General features: G+C 56.0%; 13 protein-coding genes. 6 read left to right on the top strand and 7 right to left on the bottom strand.

Annotated elements, in window-relative coordinates; genetic code table 11:
- Positions 1 to 97: 97 nt before the first annotated feature.
- Complete coding sequence (locus IBT47_RS00130; protein ID WP_200558584.1) at positions 98 to 1,495, top strand: L-cystine transporter; 1,398 nt, start codon at positions 98 to 100, stop codon at positions 1,493 to 1,495.
- Positions 1,496 to 1,812: 317 nt separating this feature from the next.
- Positions 1,813 to 2,190, top strand: a complete 378-nt coding sequence (locus IBT47_RS00125) for a DUF6515 family protein (protein WP_200558583.1) — start codon at positions 1,813 to 1,815, stop codon at positions 2,188 to 2,190.
- Between the two features lie 116 nt (positions 2,191 to 2,306).
- Here the strand turns inward: IBT47_RS00125 and osmE are convergent, their stop codons facing one another.
- Entirely contained in the window at positions 2,307 to 2,642 is a 336-nt protein-coding gene (osmE, locus tag IBT47_RS00120) for an osmotically-inducible lipoprotein OsmE (RefSeq protein ID WP_200544587.1), read from the bottom strand.
- Positions 2,643 to 2,846: 204 nt separating this feature from the next.
- Between osmE and IBT47_RS00115 the strand changes: the two genes are divergently transcribed.
- From IBT47_RS00115 to cho, 4 genes are all read left to right on the top strand, one after another.
- Complete coding sequence (locus IBT47_RS00115; protein ID WP_105595006.1) at positions 2,847 to 3,425, top strand: TetR/AcrR family transcriptional regulator; 579 nt, start codon at positions 2,847 to 2,849, stop codon at positions 3,423 to 3,425.
- Positions 3,422 to 4,612 carry a multidrug effflux MFS transporter gene (locus tag IBT47_RS00110; RefSeq protein ID WP_200558578.1) on the top strand — a complete coding sequence of 397 codons (1,191 nt, stop codon included), beginning with the start codon at positions 3,422 to 3,424 and terminating at the stop codon, positions 4,610 to 4,612. Before IBT47_RS00115 ends, IBT47_RS00110 begins: the two co-directional genes overlap by 4 nt.
- A gap of 123 nt (positions 4,613 to 4,735) precedes the next feature.
- Positions 4,736 to 5,563, top strand: a complete 828-nt coding sequence (gene nadE, locus IBT47_RS00105; RefSeq protein WP_200558577.1) for an ammonia-dependent NAD(+) synthetase — start codon at positions 4,736 to 4,738, stop codon at positions 5,561 to 5,563.
- Positions 5,564 to 5,867: 304 nt separating this feature from the next.
- Positions 5,868 to 6,755, top strand: coding sequence for an excinuclease Cho (gene cho / locus IBT47_RS00100; RefSeq protein WP_234471625.1), 888 nt, complete (start codon positions 5,868 to 5,870; stop codon positions 6,753 to 6,755).
- A gap of 90 nt (positions 6,756 to 6,845) precedes the next feature.
- On the opposite strand, the gene spy is transcribed toward cho, so the two are convergent.
- The 6 genes from spy to IBT47_RS00070 form a co-directional block, all read right to left on the bottom strand.
- Positions 6,846 to 7,337, bottom strand: coding sequence for an ATP-independent periplasmic protein-refolding chaperone Spy (spy, locus tag IBT47_RS00095; protein ID WP_105595010.1), 492 nt, complete (start codon positions 7,335 to 7,337; stop codon positions 6,846 to 6,848).
- A gap of 1,169 nt (positions 7,338 to 8,506) precedes the next feature.
- The gene (gene astE / locus IBT47_RS00090; RefSeq protein WP_200558970.1) at positions 8,507 to 9,538 is read right to left on the bottom strand and encodes a succinylglutamate desuccinylase; all 1,032 of its coding nucleotides are present in this window, start codon (positions 9,536 to 9,538) and stop codon (positions 8,507 to 8,509) included.
- Between the two features lie 71 nt (positions 9,539 to 9,609).
- Positions 9,610 to 10,935: an N-succinylarginine dihydrolase gene (gene astB / locus IBT47_RS00085; protein ID WP_200558575.1), complete on the bottom strand. Its 1,326-nt coding sequence runs from the start codon at positions 10,933 to 10,935 to the stop codon at positions 9,610 to 9,612.
- A complete protein-coding gene (gene astD, locus IBT47_RS00080; RefSeq protein WP_105594379.1) occupies positions 10,932 to 12,401 on the bottom strand; it encodes a succinylglutamate-semialdehyde dehydrogenase in 1,470 nt (489 codons plus the stop codon). The genes astB and astD overlap by 4 nt, the downstream gene beginning before the upstream one ends.
- Positions 12,398 to 13,432 (bottom strand): arginine N-succinyltransferase, encoded by a 1,035-nt coding sequence (gene astA / locus IBT47_RS00075; RefSeq protein WP_105594378.1) that lies wholly within the window; start codon positions 13,430 to 13,432, stop codon positions 12,398 to 12,400. Before astA ends, astD begins: the two co-directional genes overlap by 4 nt.
- The gene (locus IBT47_RS00070; protein ID WP_200558574.1) at positions 13,429 to 14,649 is read right to left on the bottom strand and encodes an aspartate aminotransferase family protein; all 1,221 of its coding nucleotides are present in this window, start codon (positions 14,647 to 14,649) and stop codon (positions 13,429 to 13,431) included. The genes astA and IBT47_RS00070 overlap by 4 nt, the downstream gene beginning before the upstream one ends.
- Between the last annotated feature and the right edge of the window lie 477 nt (positions 14,650 to 15,126).

Genomic DNA, 15,126 nt, shown 5'->3' with positions numbered 1-15,126 from the left:
TTACCATTTCGCCACTGACCTACTTGCTGCGCGACAGAAATTAACTGTCGACCGCTACGGCGGCGCTTTCGCGCCGTCACTTTTGGAGAATGCCTTAATGAATTTCCCGCTCATTATTAACCTGGTGGCTTTCGTCGCCCTGTTATTGCTGCTGGCAAAAACCGGCCGCCGCGGCTGGAGCCTGTCGAAAAAGGTCCTCGCAGGCCTGGTGGTTGGTGTGCTGTTTGGCCTGGTGCTGCACACCCTCTATGGTGAAAACAGTGACGTGATAAAACAATCCGTCAGCTGGTTCAATCTCGTCGGTAACGGTTACGTCCAGCTGCTGCAGATGATCATTATGCCGCTGGTTTTCGCCTCGATCCTCAGCGCCGTTGCTCGCCTGCACAACGCGTCATCGTTGGGTAAAATTAGTGTACTGACTATTGGCGTGCTGCTGTTTACTACCGCAATTTCAGCGGCGGTTGGCGTGCTGGTTACCTGGCTGTTCGGGCTGAACGCCAGCGGTCTGGTGCAGGGCGTGCAGGAAACCGCGCGCCTGACGGCGATTCAGAACAACTACGTGGGTAAAGTTGCCGATCTGAGCGCCCCACAGTTGCTGCTTTCCTTTATCCCTAAAAACCCGTTTGCGGATCTGACCGGCGCGAATCCAACGTCGATTATCAGCGTGGTGATTTTTGCCGCCTTCCTCGGGGTAGCAGCGCTGCAGTTGCTGAAGGATGATGCAGAGAAAGGCCAGCGCGTGCTGAAAGCCATCGATACCCTGCAGTCCTGGGTAATGAAGCTGGTGCGCCTGATTATGAAGCTGACTCCTTACGGCGTCATGGCACTGATGACCAAAGTGGTAGCGACTTCGAATGTCGCTGACATTATCAAGCTGGGTAGCTTTGTGCTGGCGTCATACCTTGGACTGGCAATCATGTTTGCAGTGCACGCTCTGCTGCTGTCGGTAAACGGCGTAAACCCACTGCGTTTCTTCCGCAAAGTGTGGCCGGTAATTACCTTTGCCTTTACCAGCCGTTCCAGCGCTGCAACCATTCCACTGAGCGTAGAAGCACAGACCCGTCGCCTTGGCGTGCCGGAATCCATCGCCAGCTTTGCGGCGTCATTCGGTGCCACCATCGGTCAGAATGGCTGTGCCGGTCTCTATCCGGCAATGCTGGCGGTCATGGTCGCGCCAACTATCGGCATTAACCCGTTTGACCCGGTATGGATCGCCACTCTGGTCGGTATCGTTACCCTGAGCTCTGCGGGCGTTGCAGGCGTGGGCGGCGGTGCAACGTTCGCTGCACTGATCGTGCTGCCAGCCATGGGTCTGCCTGTCACACTGGTGGCCCTGCTGATCTCCATCGAGCCTCTAATTGACATGGGCCGCACCGCGCTTAACGTCAACGGTTCAATGACTGCCGGTACGCTGACCAGCCAGTGGCTTAAGCAGACCGACAAGCAGATTCTGAACACAGATGCGGAAAACGACGCCGAGCTCGCTCACCGCTGATCGCTAGCCGTTCGCTTTAACCCGGTGCCTTGATGGGCATCGGGTTAAGCAGCCATACTCTCTGTTACGCTCCCCGCTCATTCAACCTCAGCCCTTTTACGAACGCGTTGATTCCCTCGCCAGCAATCTCATTCTCCAGCAGCCTTGCCGTCGGCTCCCTCAAAATGTCGCTGGCCTTGCCCATATTCCCCCCCGATCGTGGTCCTCAGGTTAAGGAAGCGTTAAGCGCTGTAAGCAGCCGCTAATAGCGGCCGGGAGCCGCTTGTATTTCACCACGCCTGGGGCGATGCTAGCGCAAAGAACCTGGAGAACTGCTTATGAAAAAGGTGATGACCACCCTGCTCGCCTTATCCCTGCTGGCACCCGCGCTGGCATCCGCCCATCCAGGAGGCTGGGGCCCACCGGGGCCTGGTCCTGGCTGGCACGGCGGCGGCGGGCCAGGAAGGCTATCGTTACTGCCTGATGCGGCAGCAGCGGTACTGATCGGCGGGCTGACCTACTATGTGCTTAACGGTAACTACTATCAGCGGCAAAACGACAATACCTATGTGGTGGTTGATCGCCCCGTTGACCGGGTGACGGATATGCGTGCGCTGGATTATAACGGTGAACGCTACTACGTTCAGGACGGCCACTACTACCGCCGCAATATCAACGGTGAGTACCTGGAAGTTCCTCGTCCACCGGGGCTATGACCGGTCACAAGGCGCAGAAAAGAATAGCTATCTGCAAAGTAAAACGGCAACGCTGCATGTTAGCGTTGCCGTTCGTTTTCGCGATCCAGGCTGTACTAACTCAACCCTTTGCGGGATTACTGCCCGGCCTGCGGATCGGTATCGTATTCTTTACAGCTCTGGAAGCCGTAATTCATCACTTTCCCCGTGTCGCTGTAGCTCACAAAGTAGGTTTGCTGTTTACCGTCTCGCTCACCCAGAACGTAGGTCTGACAGGTGCCACGCGCGTGCACCATGGTGATTTCCGTAGACGGTGGACCCGCAATATCACGGACCTGCTGGCGGGTCATGCCTTTTTTCACATCCTGTACCACGGGCTTGGTGACATAGCTTTCGGCACGATCGTAAGCGGTACAGCCAGAAAGAACGGCCAAAGTCACAGCAGCACCAATCAATCCCGTTAATTTACGCATATGTTATTCCTCATTTATTGTCCATGTGGATATAAGCCTGGAATATAAGTGCTGCATTTTCAACTTTAACTGGCGAAATTATTACATTTCTGCCGCCGCGGGCTTTATACTGCCATTAATGAGAATGAACGTTCACATTCCAGTTTTAACCCGTTTCATATGCAATACCGGGTAAAAATACCCGGTCGCGGAGGGCTTTTCATCATGCATAACGAAGCGCGTGATGCCAGACATCGCCTGCGTCAGGATGAAATCATCACCGCCGCACGCCGTTGTTTTCGTCAGTACGGCTTTCATGCTGCAAGCATGGCGCACCTGGCATCGGAAGCCCAACTCAGCGTTGGGCAGATTTATCGTTATTTTTCCAATAAAGACGCGATTATCGAAGAGATGATAAAGCGCATTATCGACCGGCGAATTGAGCAGATGATCGATACCAGTAGCAGTCATCATCTACCCCAGCTCCTGGCCTGGCGTCATGTGCTGAATGAAGATGATGAGGCGTTAATGCTGGAGGTTGCTGCAGAAGCAACCCGCAATCCTCGTGTTGCATTGATGATGCAGGAAGCCGATACCCGCATATTTGATCGGGCCTGCGAAAACGTTAAACAAGAGTACCCCGGCTTTAGCAACGAGAAAATCCGCAGCTGTGTGGAAGTCCTTGCCGTGCTGGTTGAAGGCACTGCTTATCGCCGCCTGACGCCGCAGAAAGCGTCAGCCGAAACGCTCTACCCGCTCTACCAACAGATCCACCAACTGCTATTTCATTCAGAGGATTCATGACACCTGCATCTCCAAACCGTCTTGGCTACGCCATCACGCTCGGCCTTCTGGCAGCGCTCGGCCCGCTGTGCATAGACCTGTATCTGCCGGCGCTGCCGGAACTTGCCAGCGATTTACAAACCCCAACAGCCACCGCTCAGTTAAGCCTCACCGCGGGTCTGCTTGGTCTGGGTCTCGGCCAGCTGTTCTTTGGCCCACTCAGCGATAAATACGGCCGCATTCGCCCGCTACTGTTGTCGCTGGTCCTGCTGCTGATTGCTTCCATTGGCTGCGCGCTCGCACAGGATATCCACCAGTTGCTGCTGGCGCGACTGTTCGAGGGAATGGCGGGTGCAGGTGGTGCCGTACTGTCGCGCGCCATTGCTCGCGATATGTATACCGGCCATGAGCTGACGCGCTTTTTTGCCCTGCTGATGCTGGTGAATGGTCTTGCGCCGATTGCCGCTCCGGTGATGGGCGGTGCGCTGATGACCTTCCTTAACTGGCGCGGGCTGTTTATGGCGCTGGCGGTTATCGCCGTGCTGCTATTTATTCTGGCTAAGCTGAAGCTGCATGAAACGCTGGCTCCTGAACGCCGGAGCCAGGGCAGCATACTTTCCGCCTGGGCGGCGTTGGGCCAGGTTATCACCCATCGTCCGTTTATGGGCTTCTGCCTGACTCAGGGCTTTATGATGTCAGGGATGTTTGCTTACATCGGTGCATCACCGTTCGTCCTGCAGGAGATTTATCATCTTTCACCCCAGGCGTTCAGCTTCTGCTTCGCGGCTAACGGTATCGGCCTGATTATTGCTTCTCAGGTTAGCGCGCGTCTCTGCCCGTTGTGGGGGGAATATCGGGTGCTAAAAGGGGGATTGATACTCGCCTTTATCTCGTCGGGTACTCTATTGCTGGCCGGACTCAGCGGCGCTGCGCTGCCGATCGTATTGATTGCCCTGTTCTTTAGCGTGGCCAGCAACGGGGTGATTTCGGTCACCGCCTCCTCGCTGGCGATGCAAAGCCAGGGGCATCGGGCAGGTAGCGCGTCGGCGGTGCTGGGCGTGGCAATGTTTACCCTCGGCGGCATCAGCGTGCCGGTTACCGGTATAGGTGGAACGTCAGTGATGACCATGGCGGCAACCATCTTTGGTTGCTACATGCTGGCTATCGTGATGTTTACGCTGCTGGCGCAAAAGCCGAAAAAAGTCTGATTTGTCAGCAGTCGGTGATAAACATCGCGGATGAAGATTGTTGTTTCGCGCCGGGCGCGTTAGCTTAAACAGACATAATTTTACTGGCTGCCGTCCGTCGGCGCTGAATCTGAGGAGAGGTAAATGGCTCTGCAACAGGACATTATTGCGGCACTGGGTGTGAAACCGGTGATTGATGCACATACAGAAATTCGCACCAGCGTTGATTTTCTTAAGTCCTACCTGAAAACGTATCCGTTTTTGAAAACCCTGGTGCTGGGCATCAGCGGTGGTCAGGACTCAACGCTCACCGGAAAGCTGTGCCAGACCGCGATTAACGAACTGCGCGAAGAAACCACTGACACCGCCTATCAGTTTATTGCCGTGCGTCTGCCCTACGGCGTGCAGGCGGATGAACAGGACTGTCAGGATGCGATTGGTTTTATCCAGCCGGACCGCGTCCTGACGGTGAATATCAAGCAGGCGGTGCTGGCGAGCGAGCAGGCGCTGCACGATGCCGGTATTACGCTGTCTGACTTTATTCGCGGCAATGAAAAAGCGCGTGAACGCATGAAAGCCCAGTACAGCATCGCAGGCATGACGGCGGGCGTCGTTGTGGGTACCGACCATGCGGCCGAGGCGCTGACCGGTTTCTTCACCAAATATGGCGACGGCGGCACCGACATCAACCCGATTTTCCGACTGAATAAGGGACAGGGAAAACAGCTGCTGAAAGCGCTGGGCTGCCCGGAACACCTCTATCTGAAGCAGCCAACCGCAGACCTGGAAGATAATCGCCCCGGCCTGCAGGATGAAGTTGCTCTTGGGGTTACCTATGAGCTGATCGATCGTTACCTGGAAGGTGAAACTATCGATCCTGCCGCAGCGAAAATCATTGAAGGCTGGTATCAGAAAACCGAGCACAAGCGCCGTACGCCGATTACCGTGTTTGATGATTTCTGGAAAAAATAAACCGGTAAATGCCACTGTGACTGCCCGGTATTAAAAATAGCCGTTAAGGCCATCGCCCAGTGCGATAATAAAGCGGCTCACCGCGAGCCGCTGGTTTACTCAGGAATCTCATATCATCTGGCTGGCGGCGACTTTTATTGCCAGCTGGATGATCTTTCTTCTGCCGATTTCCAACCACCCACTGCCTGCCTCCAACTTATTGCTTCTGATTCACTTATTCCTGTTACTACTTCTACTCCCCCTGGTCTTTGGTTCCGCGCAGCTGTCCACAACTAACCGCTGATAGATATTTTCGCTATACTGTATGAACAACCAGCAACTGGAGTCCGTAGTGGTCAAAAAAATCGTCAGCCACCGTCTGGAGTTTGAAGCGGCGGCAATTTATCAATATCCAGAGCATCTGCGCCCGTGGATAGACGATCTCCCCAACCTCCCTGGTGTCTACACCTTTCATGGTGAAAGTGACAGCCTGCCGCTCTATATCGGCAAAAGCGTCAATATCCGCAGCCGGGTGATGTCGCACCTGCGTACCGCCGATGAAGCAAAAATGCTGCGTCAGTCAACGCGTATCAGCTTTATTACTACTGCCGGCGAGCTGGGCGCGCTGCTGCTTGAAGCGCAGATGATTAAGATCCAGCAGCCGCTGTTTAACAAACGTCTGCGCAAAAACCGTCAGTTGTGCGCGCTGCAGCTGGTGAATCAACGCCCGCAGGTGGTCTACGCCAAAGAGGTTGATTTCTCACACACGCCAAACCTGTTCGGTCTGTATGCCAACCGCCGCGCTGCTCTTCAGCATTTACAAAAAATTGCCGACGAGCAGCAGCTTTGCTACGGATTGCTGGGTATGGAACCGCTGACCGCCGGTCGCGGCTGTTTCCGTTCGGCGCTACGGCGCTGTGGCGGGGCCTGCTGCGGTAAAGAGAGCGTGGAAGCGCATCAGCAGCGGCTGTTAGCCGCTCTGGAAGCGGTGCGTGTACAGTGCTGGCCGTGGCAGGGAGCCGTTGGCGTGATTGAAGAAGGGGTTGACCGGAAGCAAATCCACATCATTAACAACTGGCTCTATCTGGGCTCGGTCAGCGATATCGCGGAAGCAGCATCGCTCTGCACCACACTGCCGGGTTTTGACAGCGATGGCTATAAGATCCTCAGTAAACCGCTAATGGCCGGCAAACTGCCGATCGTGTCACTCTGAACTCATCACCAAACAAAACCGCCGGTGTTGCCCACTGCCCTGAGGGCGGAGGTGAGCAACACCGGCGGTTTCAAATACGTTTAACGAGGATTAGTCGTCTGCAGGAGGCATTTTACCTTCATGCTTCGGTTTTTCAGTCAGACGTTTCTCAAAATCCTGGTTGAACTGTTTTTTCTGCTCAGGCGTCAGCACGTTATACATCTTGTTCTGCGTTTCCAGCATAGACAGGGCGCGCTCTTTACCGTTGGCGGCCATCTGCGTTGCCTGCGCTTCCGCTTTAGCCCGATCGAAGGTATCGGAAGCGATAATGCTGTGCATTGCACGGCGCTCTTCCAGCGAAGGACGTTTCATGTCCTTGTGCGACTCTTTCATGATGGTGCGAATCTGCTGCTTCTGCGCATCGGTCAGATTCAGACCTTTAAACATATCGTGCATACCGCCGCCGTGACGAGGTGGCTTATGCATCATTGGTTTGTCGCCACCGGCAGGAGGTGGAGTCAGGTTGTCGTTTGCAGCATGAACGATATTTGCTGCACCCACTGCCAGCGTGGCAGCAACAATCAGGGAAGTTAATTTACGCATAGTATTGTCCTTATGTTTCATTTCTATGGCGACCCGGTTGTCGCGTTGTCGGGAGCCAGTTTACGATGCCCAACGTCAAGTACTCAGAGGGTTGGTAAAGGCCTGAAAGCATAAAAGACAATTTGAAGCCAATCATGGAGAGAATGAGAAGATTATGGTGAAGAATTGCAAAAGAATATGAATTTGAAGGGATTTATGCAGGGAATATGGAGGAGTGTAATCCTCCAGGTGGGATTTCGGAAGGAAAAAGTTAAGCTCTTTACACTTTTCTGCGGGTGCCCGCTGCTGGAAATTTGAGGGTAAGATTTGTAGCGATAAGGGGGATAAGCACGCTGGCGGTTCCCCCGTCTGGCGGGTCCTCGCGCCGCTGCGCGGTACCTTCACTCCGTTCGTCAGCCTGCCGGACCGGCTCAGACGTCGCGTCCCTGCGCCGACCGAGCCTTGTGCCCGCGTCCTGCGGGCACATCCTGGCTTCCTTTCTGCGTTCAGCGCTGCGGATTGCCAGCCTGGGGAACCGCCAGCATGCTCCTGGAATCCAGAATTGCCTGTTAAAAGCCAGCGACGGAGATATTACAGGCAGAGCCTCTGTGGTTGCGACCGGGCAATCCACAGCGCTGAGATGAAAGCGTCAGGCCAGGATATGCCAACAGGACGTTGGCGTAAGGCTGCGTCGGGTCAGGGATGACACGTCGCAGCCGGTCCGACAGGCCGGATGCTGGCATCGAAGGCACCGGGCGAAGCTCGGCGCGAGGACCGCCCGACCGCCCGACCGCGGCCACAGAGGCTCAGCACCACCCCGCTCCCAAAGCAACAACGACGTTACCGACCCGTTCTCAACAGATTAGCGATTTAAACAGCAACGGAGATACTACAGGCAGAGCCTCTGCGGATGCGACCGGGCAATCCACAGCGCTGAGATGAAAGCGTCAGGCCAGGATACGCCAACAGGACGTTGGCGTAAGGCTGCGTCGGGTCAGGGATGACACGTCGCAGCCGCTCCGACAGGCCGGATGCTGGAATCGAAGGCACCGGGCGAAACACGGCGCGAGGACCGCCCGGCCGCAGCCACAGAGGCTCAGCCAGCCACCAATGCCACCGCGATACCAACCAGCCAAACAATATTAACGATCCGGATTATTCAGCAACGTACTCCAACTGATTAACACATCTTACGCCGGAGGACTAAAAACGCTGGCGCCCTCAGACTCAGACACATCAATCACCTCGCTGGCATCCTCCGCCACCAGCATCAAACCCGCCCGCAAACCTTCAGCCACATTCGGGTTAGGGAACAAAACATACTCCCGCGCCTGCTGAACGTAATACTGCGTATCACCGTCCTCGGCCAGCAGCGTCCCCTGAGCAAACGCGGTAAAGTTCAGCGTCTCTCCCCCCATATGCAGCACAAAACGGTCTGAATGCCGGGTGATCTGCTGCGAAACGCGATAGCGCAGCGGTTGAACCCCCACCGCAGGCAACGTGCCGCCGCTAACCAGCGCACTCAGCGCCCTGTCGGCTGCGGAAAACTGCGTCAGATCGTTATGGCCAAACGGCAGCGCTTTACCCAGCTCCAGCGTACAGCTGGCCGCATGGAAATGATGGCTACTGTAATGCGTATAGGTTCCACCTGGCGCACGATGGAACACCAGCGCCTCCAGCCCTGCGGCCCCCAGCCAGTGAAGAAAATCTTCCGGCCACGGCGTTTCACGCTGCGGCATCACGCCAAAGCGTGGATGATACGAACCGCGAATCGCCGTATGCATATCAATATGCCAGCGCACCTCGTCATGCTCGCTGACCTGCCAGAAATTCTCCATTGCCTGCTCAAGACGCCATGCGCGGCGCGCCTCCGGGCAGTCTTCGTACTGCTGCCACCTGCCGCCGAACATCCGATTCATATCGCCATGCACATAGCGCTTATTCTGCCGCATCGCCGCCGGATTGCCGTAAATCACCAACAGGCGCGCCACCAGCGGTGTCTCACCGCTCAGCAGCGAATTCAACAGCCGGTCGACAATTTCAACGGGAGCCGTTTCGTTACCGTGGATGCCGGTGGAGATCACCAGGGCCATTTGCGCCGGGTGATGCGGCGTCAGTTCCAGAATACCTTCATCAATCCATCGCCAGCTCAGTTGGGCGTTTTGCCCGGCAACGGCAACGGGGCGGTCTCCGGCGAGGGTTAAGGTGAGAAAATCTTGCATCATTACTCCTTCAAGCATCGCCGCTCAGCCCTGAGGGACCGGGGACATGCCCCGGCCCTGCAACGATCGCGTTACTGCTGAAAACGGTATACGTTGCCTAAGTTTAGCAGCTTAGTCAGTTCGTCAAGTGCCTCACGCCCTTCCAGCAACAGCTGCGGGTCAGCAAGATCGGCCTGCGACAGGCGATCGCGATAGTGGCGTTCTACCCAACCGTTCAGCGTCTGGAACAGCCGATCGTTCATCATCACCGCAGGATTCACTGCCGCCTGCTGTGCATCGTCCAGCACCACCCGCAGGCGCAGGCACGCCGGACCACCACCGTTGAACATACTTTCACGCAGATCGAACACCTTCAGCTCATCAATCGGACTGCCGCTGGCGACCAGCTCATTGAGCCAGCCCCAGACGCCCGCATGGCGGCGCGCTTCTTCCGGCAGTACCAGCAACATTTTGCCATCCGGTTTACTGAGCAACTGGCTGTTGAACAGATAGGTAGCCACCGCATCGGCCACGCTGACACGATTATCCGGCACCTCAATCGCCGTAAAGCCCGGCAGTTTTTCAGCCAGTTCGGCCAGTAGCTGCGGCTGGTTGAGGAACGCCTGCTGATGGCAGAACAACGCCCGCTGATTGCTGACGGCAATGACATCATTATGGAAAACGCCCTGGTCGATCACCGCAGGGTTCTGCTGGGCAAACACCGTGCGGGCCGGATCGAGCTGGTGCAAACGCGCCACCGCCTCGCTGGCCTCCAGCGTCTGGCGCGCCGGATAGCGGGTCGGGGCTACGCCACCACGTTCGCTGCGGCCATAGACAAACATCTGCACGCCCGGTGTGCCGTAACCGTGGCTGAAACGGTTATGGTTGGCCGCCCCCTCATCACCGAACATCGCCACCTGCGGCAGCGCATCGTGCACGGAGAAATGGTTTCCATCGCGGAAAATTGCCCGCAGCAGATTCGCCGTGGTCGGTGCTTCTATCGCCCGGTGGAACTTATTATTCAGGTTAGCCACCGTCAGATGCACACGACCATCGGCGCTATCAGCGGAGGGTGACACCGTGGCAGCATTCGCTACCCACATCGAAGAGGCCGAACTGACGGCGGAAAGCAGCTGGGGTGCCTGTTTTGCCGCCTGAGCCACCACCTGCGCATCGCTGCCGCTGAAACCGATCTGCCGCAGTGCTTCCACGTTTGGCCGCTCATGCGGCGGGATCACCCCCTGGGCAAAACCCAGATCCGCCAGGGTTTTCATCTTCACCAAACCCTGCTGCGCGGCCAGTTTGGGATTAGACAGCTGATGCTGATTACGGGTTGAGGCTTCATTACCAAACGACAGGCCTGCGTAATGGTGGGTTAATCCCGGCAGACCATCGAAATTGACTTCACGGGCGCTCATCGCGTCTCTCCTTCCGTGCTGAAGTCCAGCCCCGGTGATAAGGTTGCAGGCAGATTCAAGTCCGCCGATTCCAGCGTTGCCATCGGCCACGCACAGTAGTCAGCCGCGTACCAGGCACTGGCACGATGATTGCCCGAGGCCCCTATTCCGCCAAACGGTGCGGTACTGGCGGCACCGGTCAGCGGTTTATTCCAGTTAACAATGCCAGCCCGCGCTTCAATCAGCAGGTGTTCAAACTTCTCACGCTGTGGGGAGATCAAACCGCAGGCAAGGCCATAGCGCGTGTGGTTGGCGATGCGAATAGCCGCATCAAAATCATCGTAGCGGATCACCGCCAGCAGTGGACCAAAGACCTCTTCGTCCGGCAGATTTTGCAAACCGGTCACATCAATGATGCCCGGCGTCAGGATCGCACTGTCGCGCTGCGGCCACTGCATCGGCAGCAGCACCCGGCCACCGGCATCCACCCGTGACTGCCATTCGGCATAAATTTTTTCCGCCGCAGACAATGAAATCACGCTGCCCATAAACGGCTGCGGTTCATCATCCCAGCCGCCAACGCGAATTCGCGCCGACACGTCAACCAGACGCTGTAAGAAGGCATCTCCGGCGGCCCCTTTTTTCACCAGCAGTCGGCGGGCACAGGTACAGCGCTGTCCCGCGCTGATAAAGGCAGACTGCACGGCGATATGCACGGCGGCATCGATATCGTCAGGATCTTCGACGATCAGCGGGTTATTGCCGCCCATCTCCAGCGCCAGCATTTTTTCCGGTTTACCCGCCAACTGACGATGCAGCTGGTAGCCGGTGGCAGCGCTGCCGGTGAACAGCACGCCGTCGATTTGATTATCCTGCGCCAGCGCCTGACCAGTGTCGCGGCCGCCCTGCACCAGATTGATTACGCCCCCAGGCAACCCGGCATTGATCCATAACCTGACAGTCAGTTCAGCCGTCAGCGGCGTAAGTTCGCTCGGTTTAAAGACCACGGTATTCCCGGCCAGCAGCGCAGGAACAATGTGGCCGTTAGGCAAGTGCCCGGGGAAGTTATAAGGTCCGAAGACCGCCATCACACCATGCGGGCGATGCCGCAGTGAGCTTTCACCTTCAGCCTGCTCTCCGGTACGGGAATGATAAGCGCGCAGAGAAATCGCCACTTTATTGATCATCGCCTGCACTTCGGTCAGCGTTTCCCAACGCGGCTTGCCGGTTTCGCGAGAAATCGTTTCGCTAAGCTCGCGCTTATTCTTTTCCAGCTGCTGCGCAAACTTTTCTACGATCGTCTGACGCTCGGCAAACGGCCGGCGTGCCCAGCTGGAGAATGCCGCCCGGGCGGCTTCAGAAGCGTCGGAAACCTGCGCAGCAGTGGCCGATTTGCCCTGCCAAAGCAGTTCGCCCTTTACCGGGTCCAGTTTAGCGATGGTCTCACCACCGCCGGTCAGCCACTGACCATTAATACAGTGCGTCATGCTGTTTTCTCCTCACGACAAAGTGTCACTACCCGCAGGTTCTCTCCTGCCCGGCAATGTAAAATTTCAGCCTGCGCGGCGGTGACAGCAATCGTGCCGCTCTGCATATTGGCCGGTAGCAGCATCACGCGGAACTGCTGATAGTGTTGATTCGCCACAAGGCACAGCGGCAGGGTTTGATCCGGCTGCTCGCTCAACTCAACCACCAGCTCGCGGCTTTTACGGATAGCGCGCACGCGGTCGATATCGCACTCAAGGGTCGGTCCGCCATCGAAAATGTCGACATAGTTCTGGAAGCGGAAACCTTCAGCCTCCAGCACCGCACGTGCAGGAGCCGTCTGCGGATGGACTTCGCCGATAACCGCCCGTGCTTCCGGCGACAGGTAATCAATATATAAAGGATGTTTAGGCATCAGCTCGGCGATAAACGCCTTTTGCCCTGTGCCGCTCAGGTAGTCGGCATCGCTGAATGACATCGAAAAAAAGCGGCTGCCGACGCTATCCCAGAATGGCGAATGGCCATTTTCATCACTGACACCCCGCATCTCCGCGACAATTTTTTGCATAAAGCGGTCACGAAACGCCGCAATAAATAAAAAGCGCGATTTGGACAGCAGATAGCCGTTCTTTCCGTTGCGGTAGTCCGGGTCAAGGAACAGCGTGCACAGCTCGCTGCTGCCGGTGTGATCGTTGCTTAACGACAGCGTGGGCAACATGTTGTATACATTCAATTCTTTCGAGGCGTGCACCTGCGTGCCGACACGAAAGTTGTACCAGGGGTCCTGTAAACCCACCGCCACCTCAATGGCGCAGATCCCCACGGCTTTACCGGTATCTCCATCTGCCAGCACAAAAACGTATCCCTGTTCAGCCCGCGGCAGTTTTCCCTGCCAGGTCATTAATGAACGTTCGATACGCGCTGACAGCGTATCGCTGTCAACGGGCAGAGAGGTCAGTCCCCCGCCGGTTTTGCCGGCGAGGTACATCAGCTGAGCCAGATCGTCTCGTTCAACGGGACGAATAAACATCATACGGCGGCTCCTTCAATGACGGCGCGGCAGGCGCGTTCGAAGCGTGCCAGCCCCTCCGTGACTTCCTGTTTAGTGATAATCAGCGACGGAGCAAAACGTACAACGTTAGCTCCGGCAATCAGTACCATCAGCCCTTCGCGTGCAGCGGCCTGATTAATCAGTTTGGCTTTACCGTTGTAATCCTGATTCAGCACGCAACCAATCAGCAGACCGAGCCCACGGACTTCACTGAACAGCTGTAAACGCTGGTTAATCTCATTCAGGCCGTCAACAAACCAGCGATGGCGCTCTGCCACACCCACCAGGATTTCCGGGCGGTTGATCAGTTCCATCACTTTGCCACCGACCGCTCCGGCCAGCGGATTGCCGCCGTAGGTGGTGCCGTGGCTGCCGATATTCAGATGCGCCGCAAGGCTTTCGGTCGTCAGCATGGCCCCGATCGGGAAGCCACCACCGAGTGCTTTGGCGGTGGTCAACACGTCCGGCGTCACGCCATAATGCATGTAGGCATACAGCGAACCGGTACGGCCCACGCCGCTCTGCACCTCATCAAAAATCAATAGCGCCTGATGCTTGTCACAGAGCTCACGCAGCCCGCGCAGGAAGGCAGGTTCAGCCGGAACGACCCCACCTTCCCCCTGAATCGGCTCCACAATCACTGCGCAGGTCTGGTCGTTGATCAGTGCGGCTGCGGAATCCAAATCGTTGTAAACCGCGTGCTGAATGCCACCCGGCAGCGGCGCGAAATCTTTCGAATAGGCAGGCTGGCCACCGGCGGAAACGGTGAACAGCGTGCGACCATGAAACGCGTTATTGAACGCCACGATGCCGTTTTTCTGCAGATTGCCGCCATCGTGAGCCACCTTACGCGCCAGCTTCAGCGCCGCTTCGTTAGCTTCCGCACCGGAGTTACAGAAGAACGCGCGGTCGGCGAAGGTAGCATCCACCAGCTGCTTTGCCAGGCGCAGGATCGGCTCATTGGTATAACCATTTCCGGTATGCCACAGCAGCGCAGCCTGCTGTTGCAGGGCCAGCTGCAGATCGGGGTGTGCATGGCCCAGTGCATTCACCGCAATTCCCCCGGCGAAGTCGATATAGGACTTGCCCTCCTGGTCCCACAGCGTTGAACCTTCCGCGCGCACCGGAATAAAACTGGCAGGAGCGTAAGTTGGAACAATCCATTGATCGAAATTTTCACGGGTGATTGACGGTTGCATAGCGGCCTCGTTTATCGCTTAAACCTTTAGTTTTTGTGGTGAACTAAAGATGTATTAAATGTTAATGAAATGATTCATTGCAGCTCTACTGTAAATTGCACAGAGCGTGCCAGCCAGCAAAAAAATGCATAAACCAAATTCAACAACTAAATATCAATAACTTACAACAGTCTGTTATTCACCATAAATGCATAAAAAGTGAATATCAATGTAAATCCCCGGCTTCGCCACACAAAAAAAAGAGGAATTATGCATTGGTAAAATAAAATATTGTTTATGTGATCGCCGATAGAATTTGGTCGTAAAAAGAGGAGGTTAACGCACCATAATGCAGCAGGCGCGCACCAGAACCGTGCACACCACCTCTTCAGCGTAAACTCGCTGAAGAAATCATTTTTTTAACACTCAGCCTTATAATCCCGTCCTGTATTATTTAGATATATTAATTAAAAAACCCAAAAACACAGATATTACATA

The organism is Erwinia sp. S43, from assembly GCF_016624745.1.
Lineage (GTDB): Bacteria > Pseudomonadota > Gammaproteobacteria > Enterobacterales > Enterobacteriaceae > Erwinia > Erwinia coffeiphila.
This window is presented reverse-complemented; position numbering and strand designations above follow the sequence as displayed.

Excerpts from the sequence above, each read along its gene's own strand:
- IBT47_RS00130 (WP_200558584.1), top strand. The coding sequence starts at position 98 with ATGAATTTCCCGCTCATTATTAACCTGGTGGCTTTCGTCGCCCTGTTA.
- IBT47_RS00125 (WP_200558583.1), top strand. The coding sequence starts at position 1,813 with ATGAAAAAGGTGATGACCACCCTGCTCGCCTTATCCCTGCTGGCACCC.
- osmE (WP_200544587.1), bottom strand. The coding sequence starts at position 2,642 with ATGCGTAAATTAACGGGATTGATTGGTGCTGCTGTGACTTTGGCCGTT.
- IBT47_RS00115 (WP_105595006.1), top strand. The coding sequence starts at position 2,847 with ATGCATAACGAAGCGCGTGATGCCAGACATCGCCTGCGTCAGGATGAA.
- IBT47_RS00110 (WP_200558578.1), top strand. The coding sequence starts at position 3,422 with ATGACACCTGCATCTCCAAACCGTCTTGGCTACGCCATCACGCTCGGC.
- nadE (WP_200558577.1), top strand. The coding sequence starts at position 4,736 with ATGGCTCTGCAACAGGACATTATTGCGGCACTGGGTGTGAAACCGGTG.
- cho (WP_234471625.1), top strand. The coding sequence starts at position 5,868 with ATGAACAACCAGCAACTGGAGTCCGTAGTGGTCAAAAAAATCGTCAGC.
- spy (WP_105595010.1), bottom strand. The coding sequence starts at position 7,337 with ATGCGTAAATTAACTTCCCTGATTGTTGCTGCCACGCTGGCAGTGGGT.
- astE (WP_200558970.1), bottom strand. The coding sequence starts at position 9,538 with ATGCAAGATTTTCTCACCTTAACCCTCGCCGGAGACCGCCCCGTTGCC.
- astB (WP_200558575.1), bottom strand. The coding sequence starts at position 10,935 with ATGAGCGCCCGTGAAGTCAATTTCGATGGTCTGCCGGGATTAACCCAC.
- astD (WP_105594379.1), bottom strand. The coding sequence starts at position 12,401 with ATGACGCACTGTATTAATGGTCAGTGGCTGACCGGCGGTGGTGAGACC.
- astA (WP_105594378.1), bottom strand. The coding sequence starts at position 13,432 with ATGATGTTTATTCGTCCCGTTGAACGAGACGATCTGGCTCAGCTGATG.
- IBT47_RS00070 (WP_200558574.1), bottom strand. The coding sequence starts at position 14,649 with ATGCAACCGTCAATCACCCGTGAAAATTTCGATCAATGGATTGTTCCA.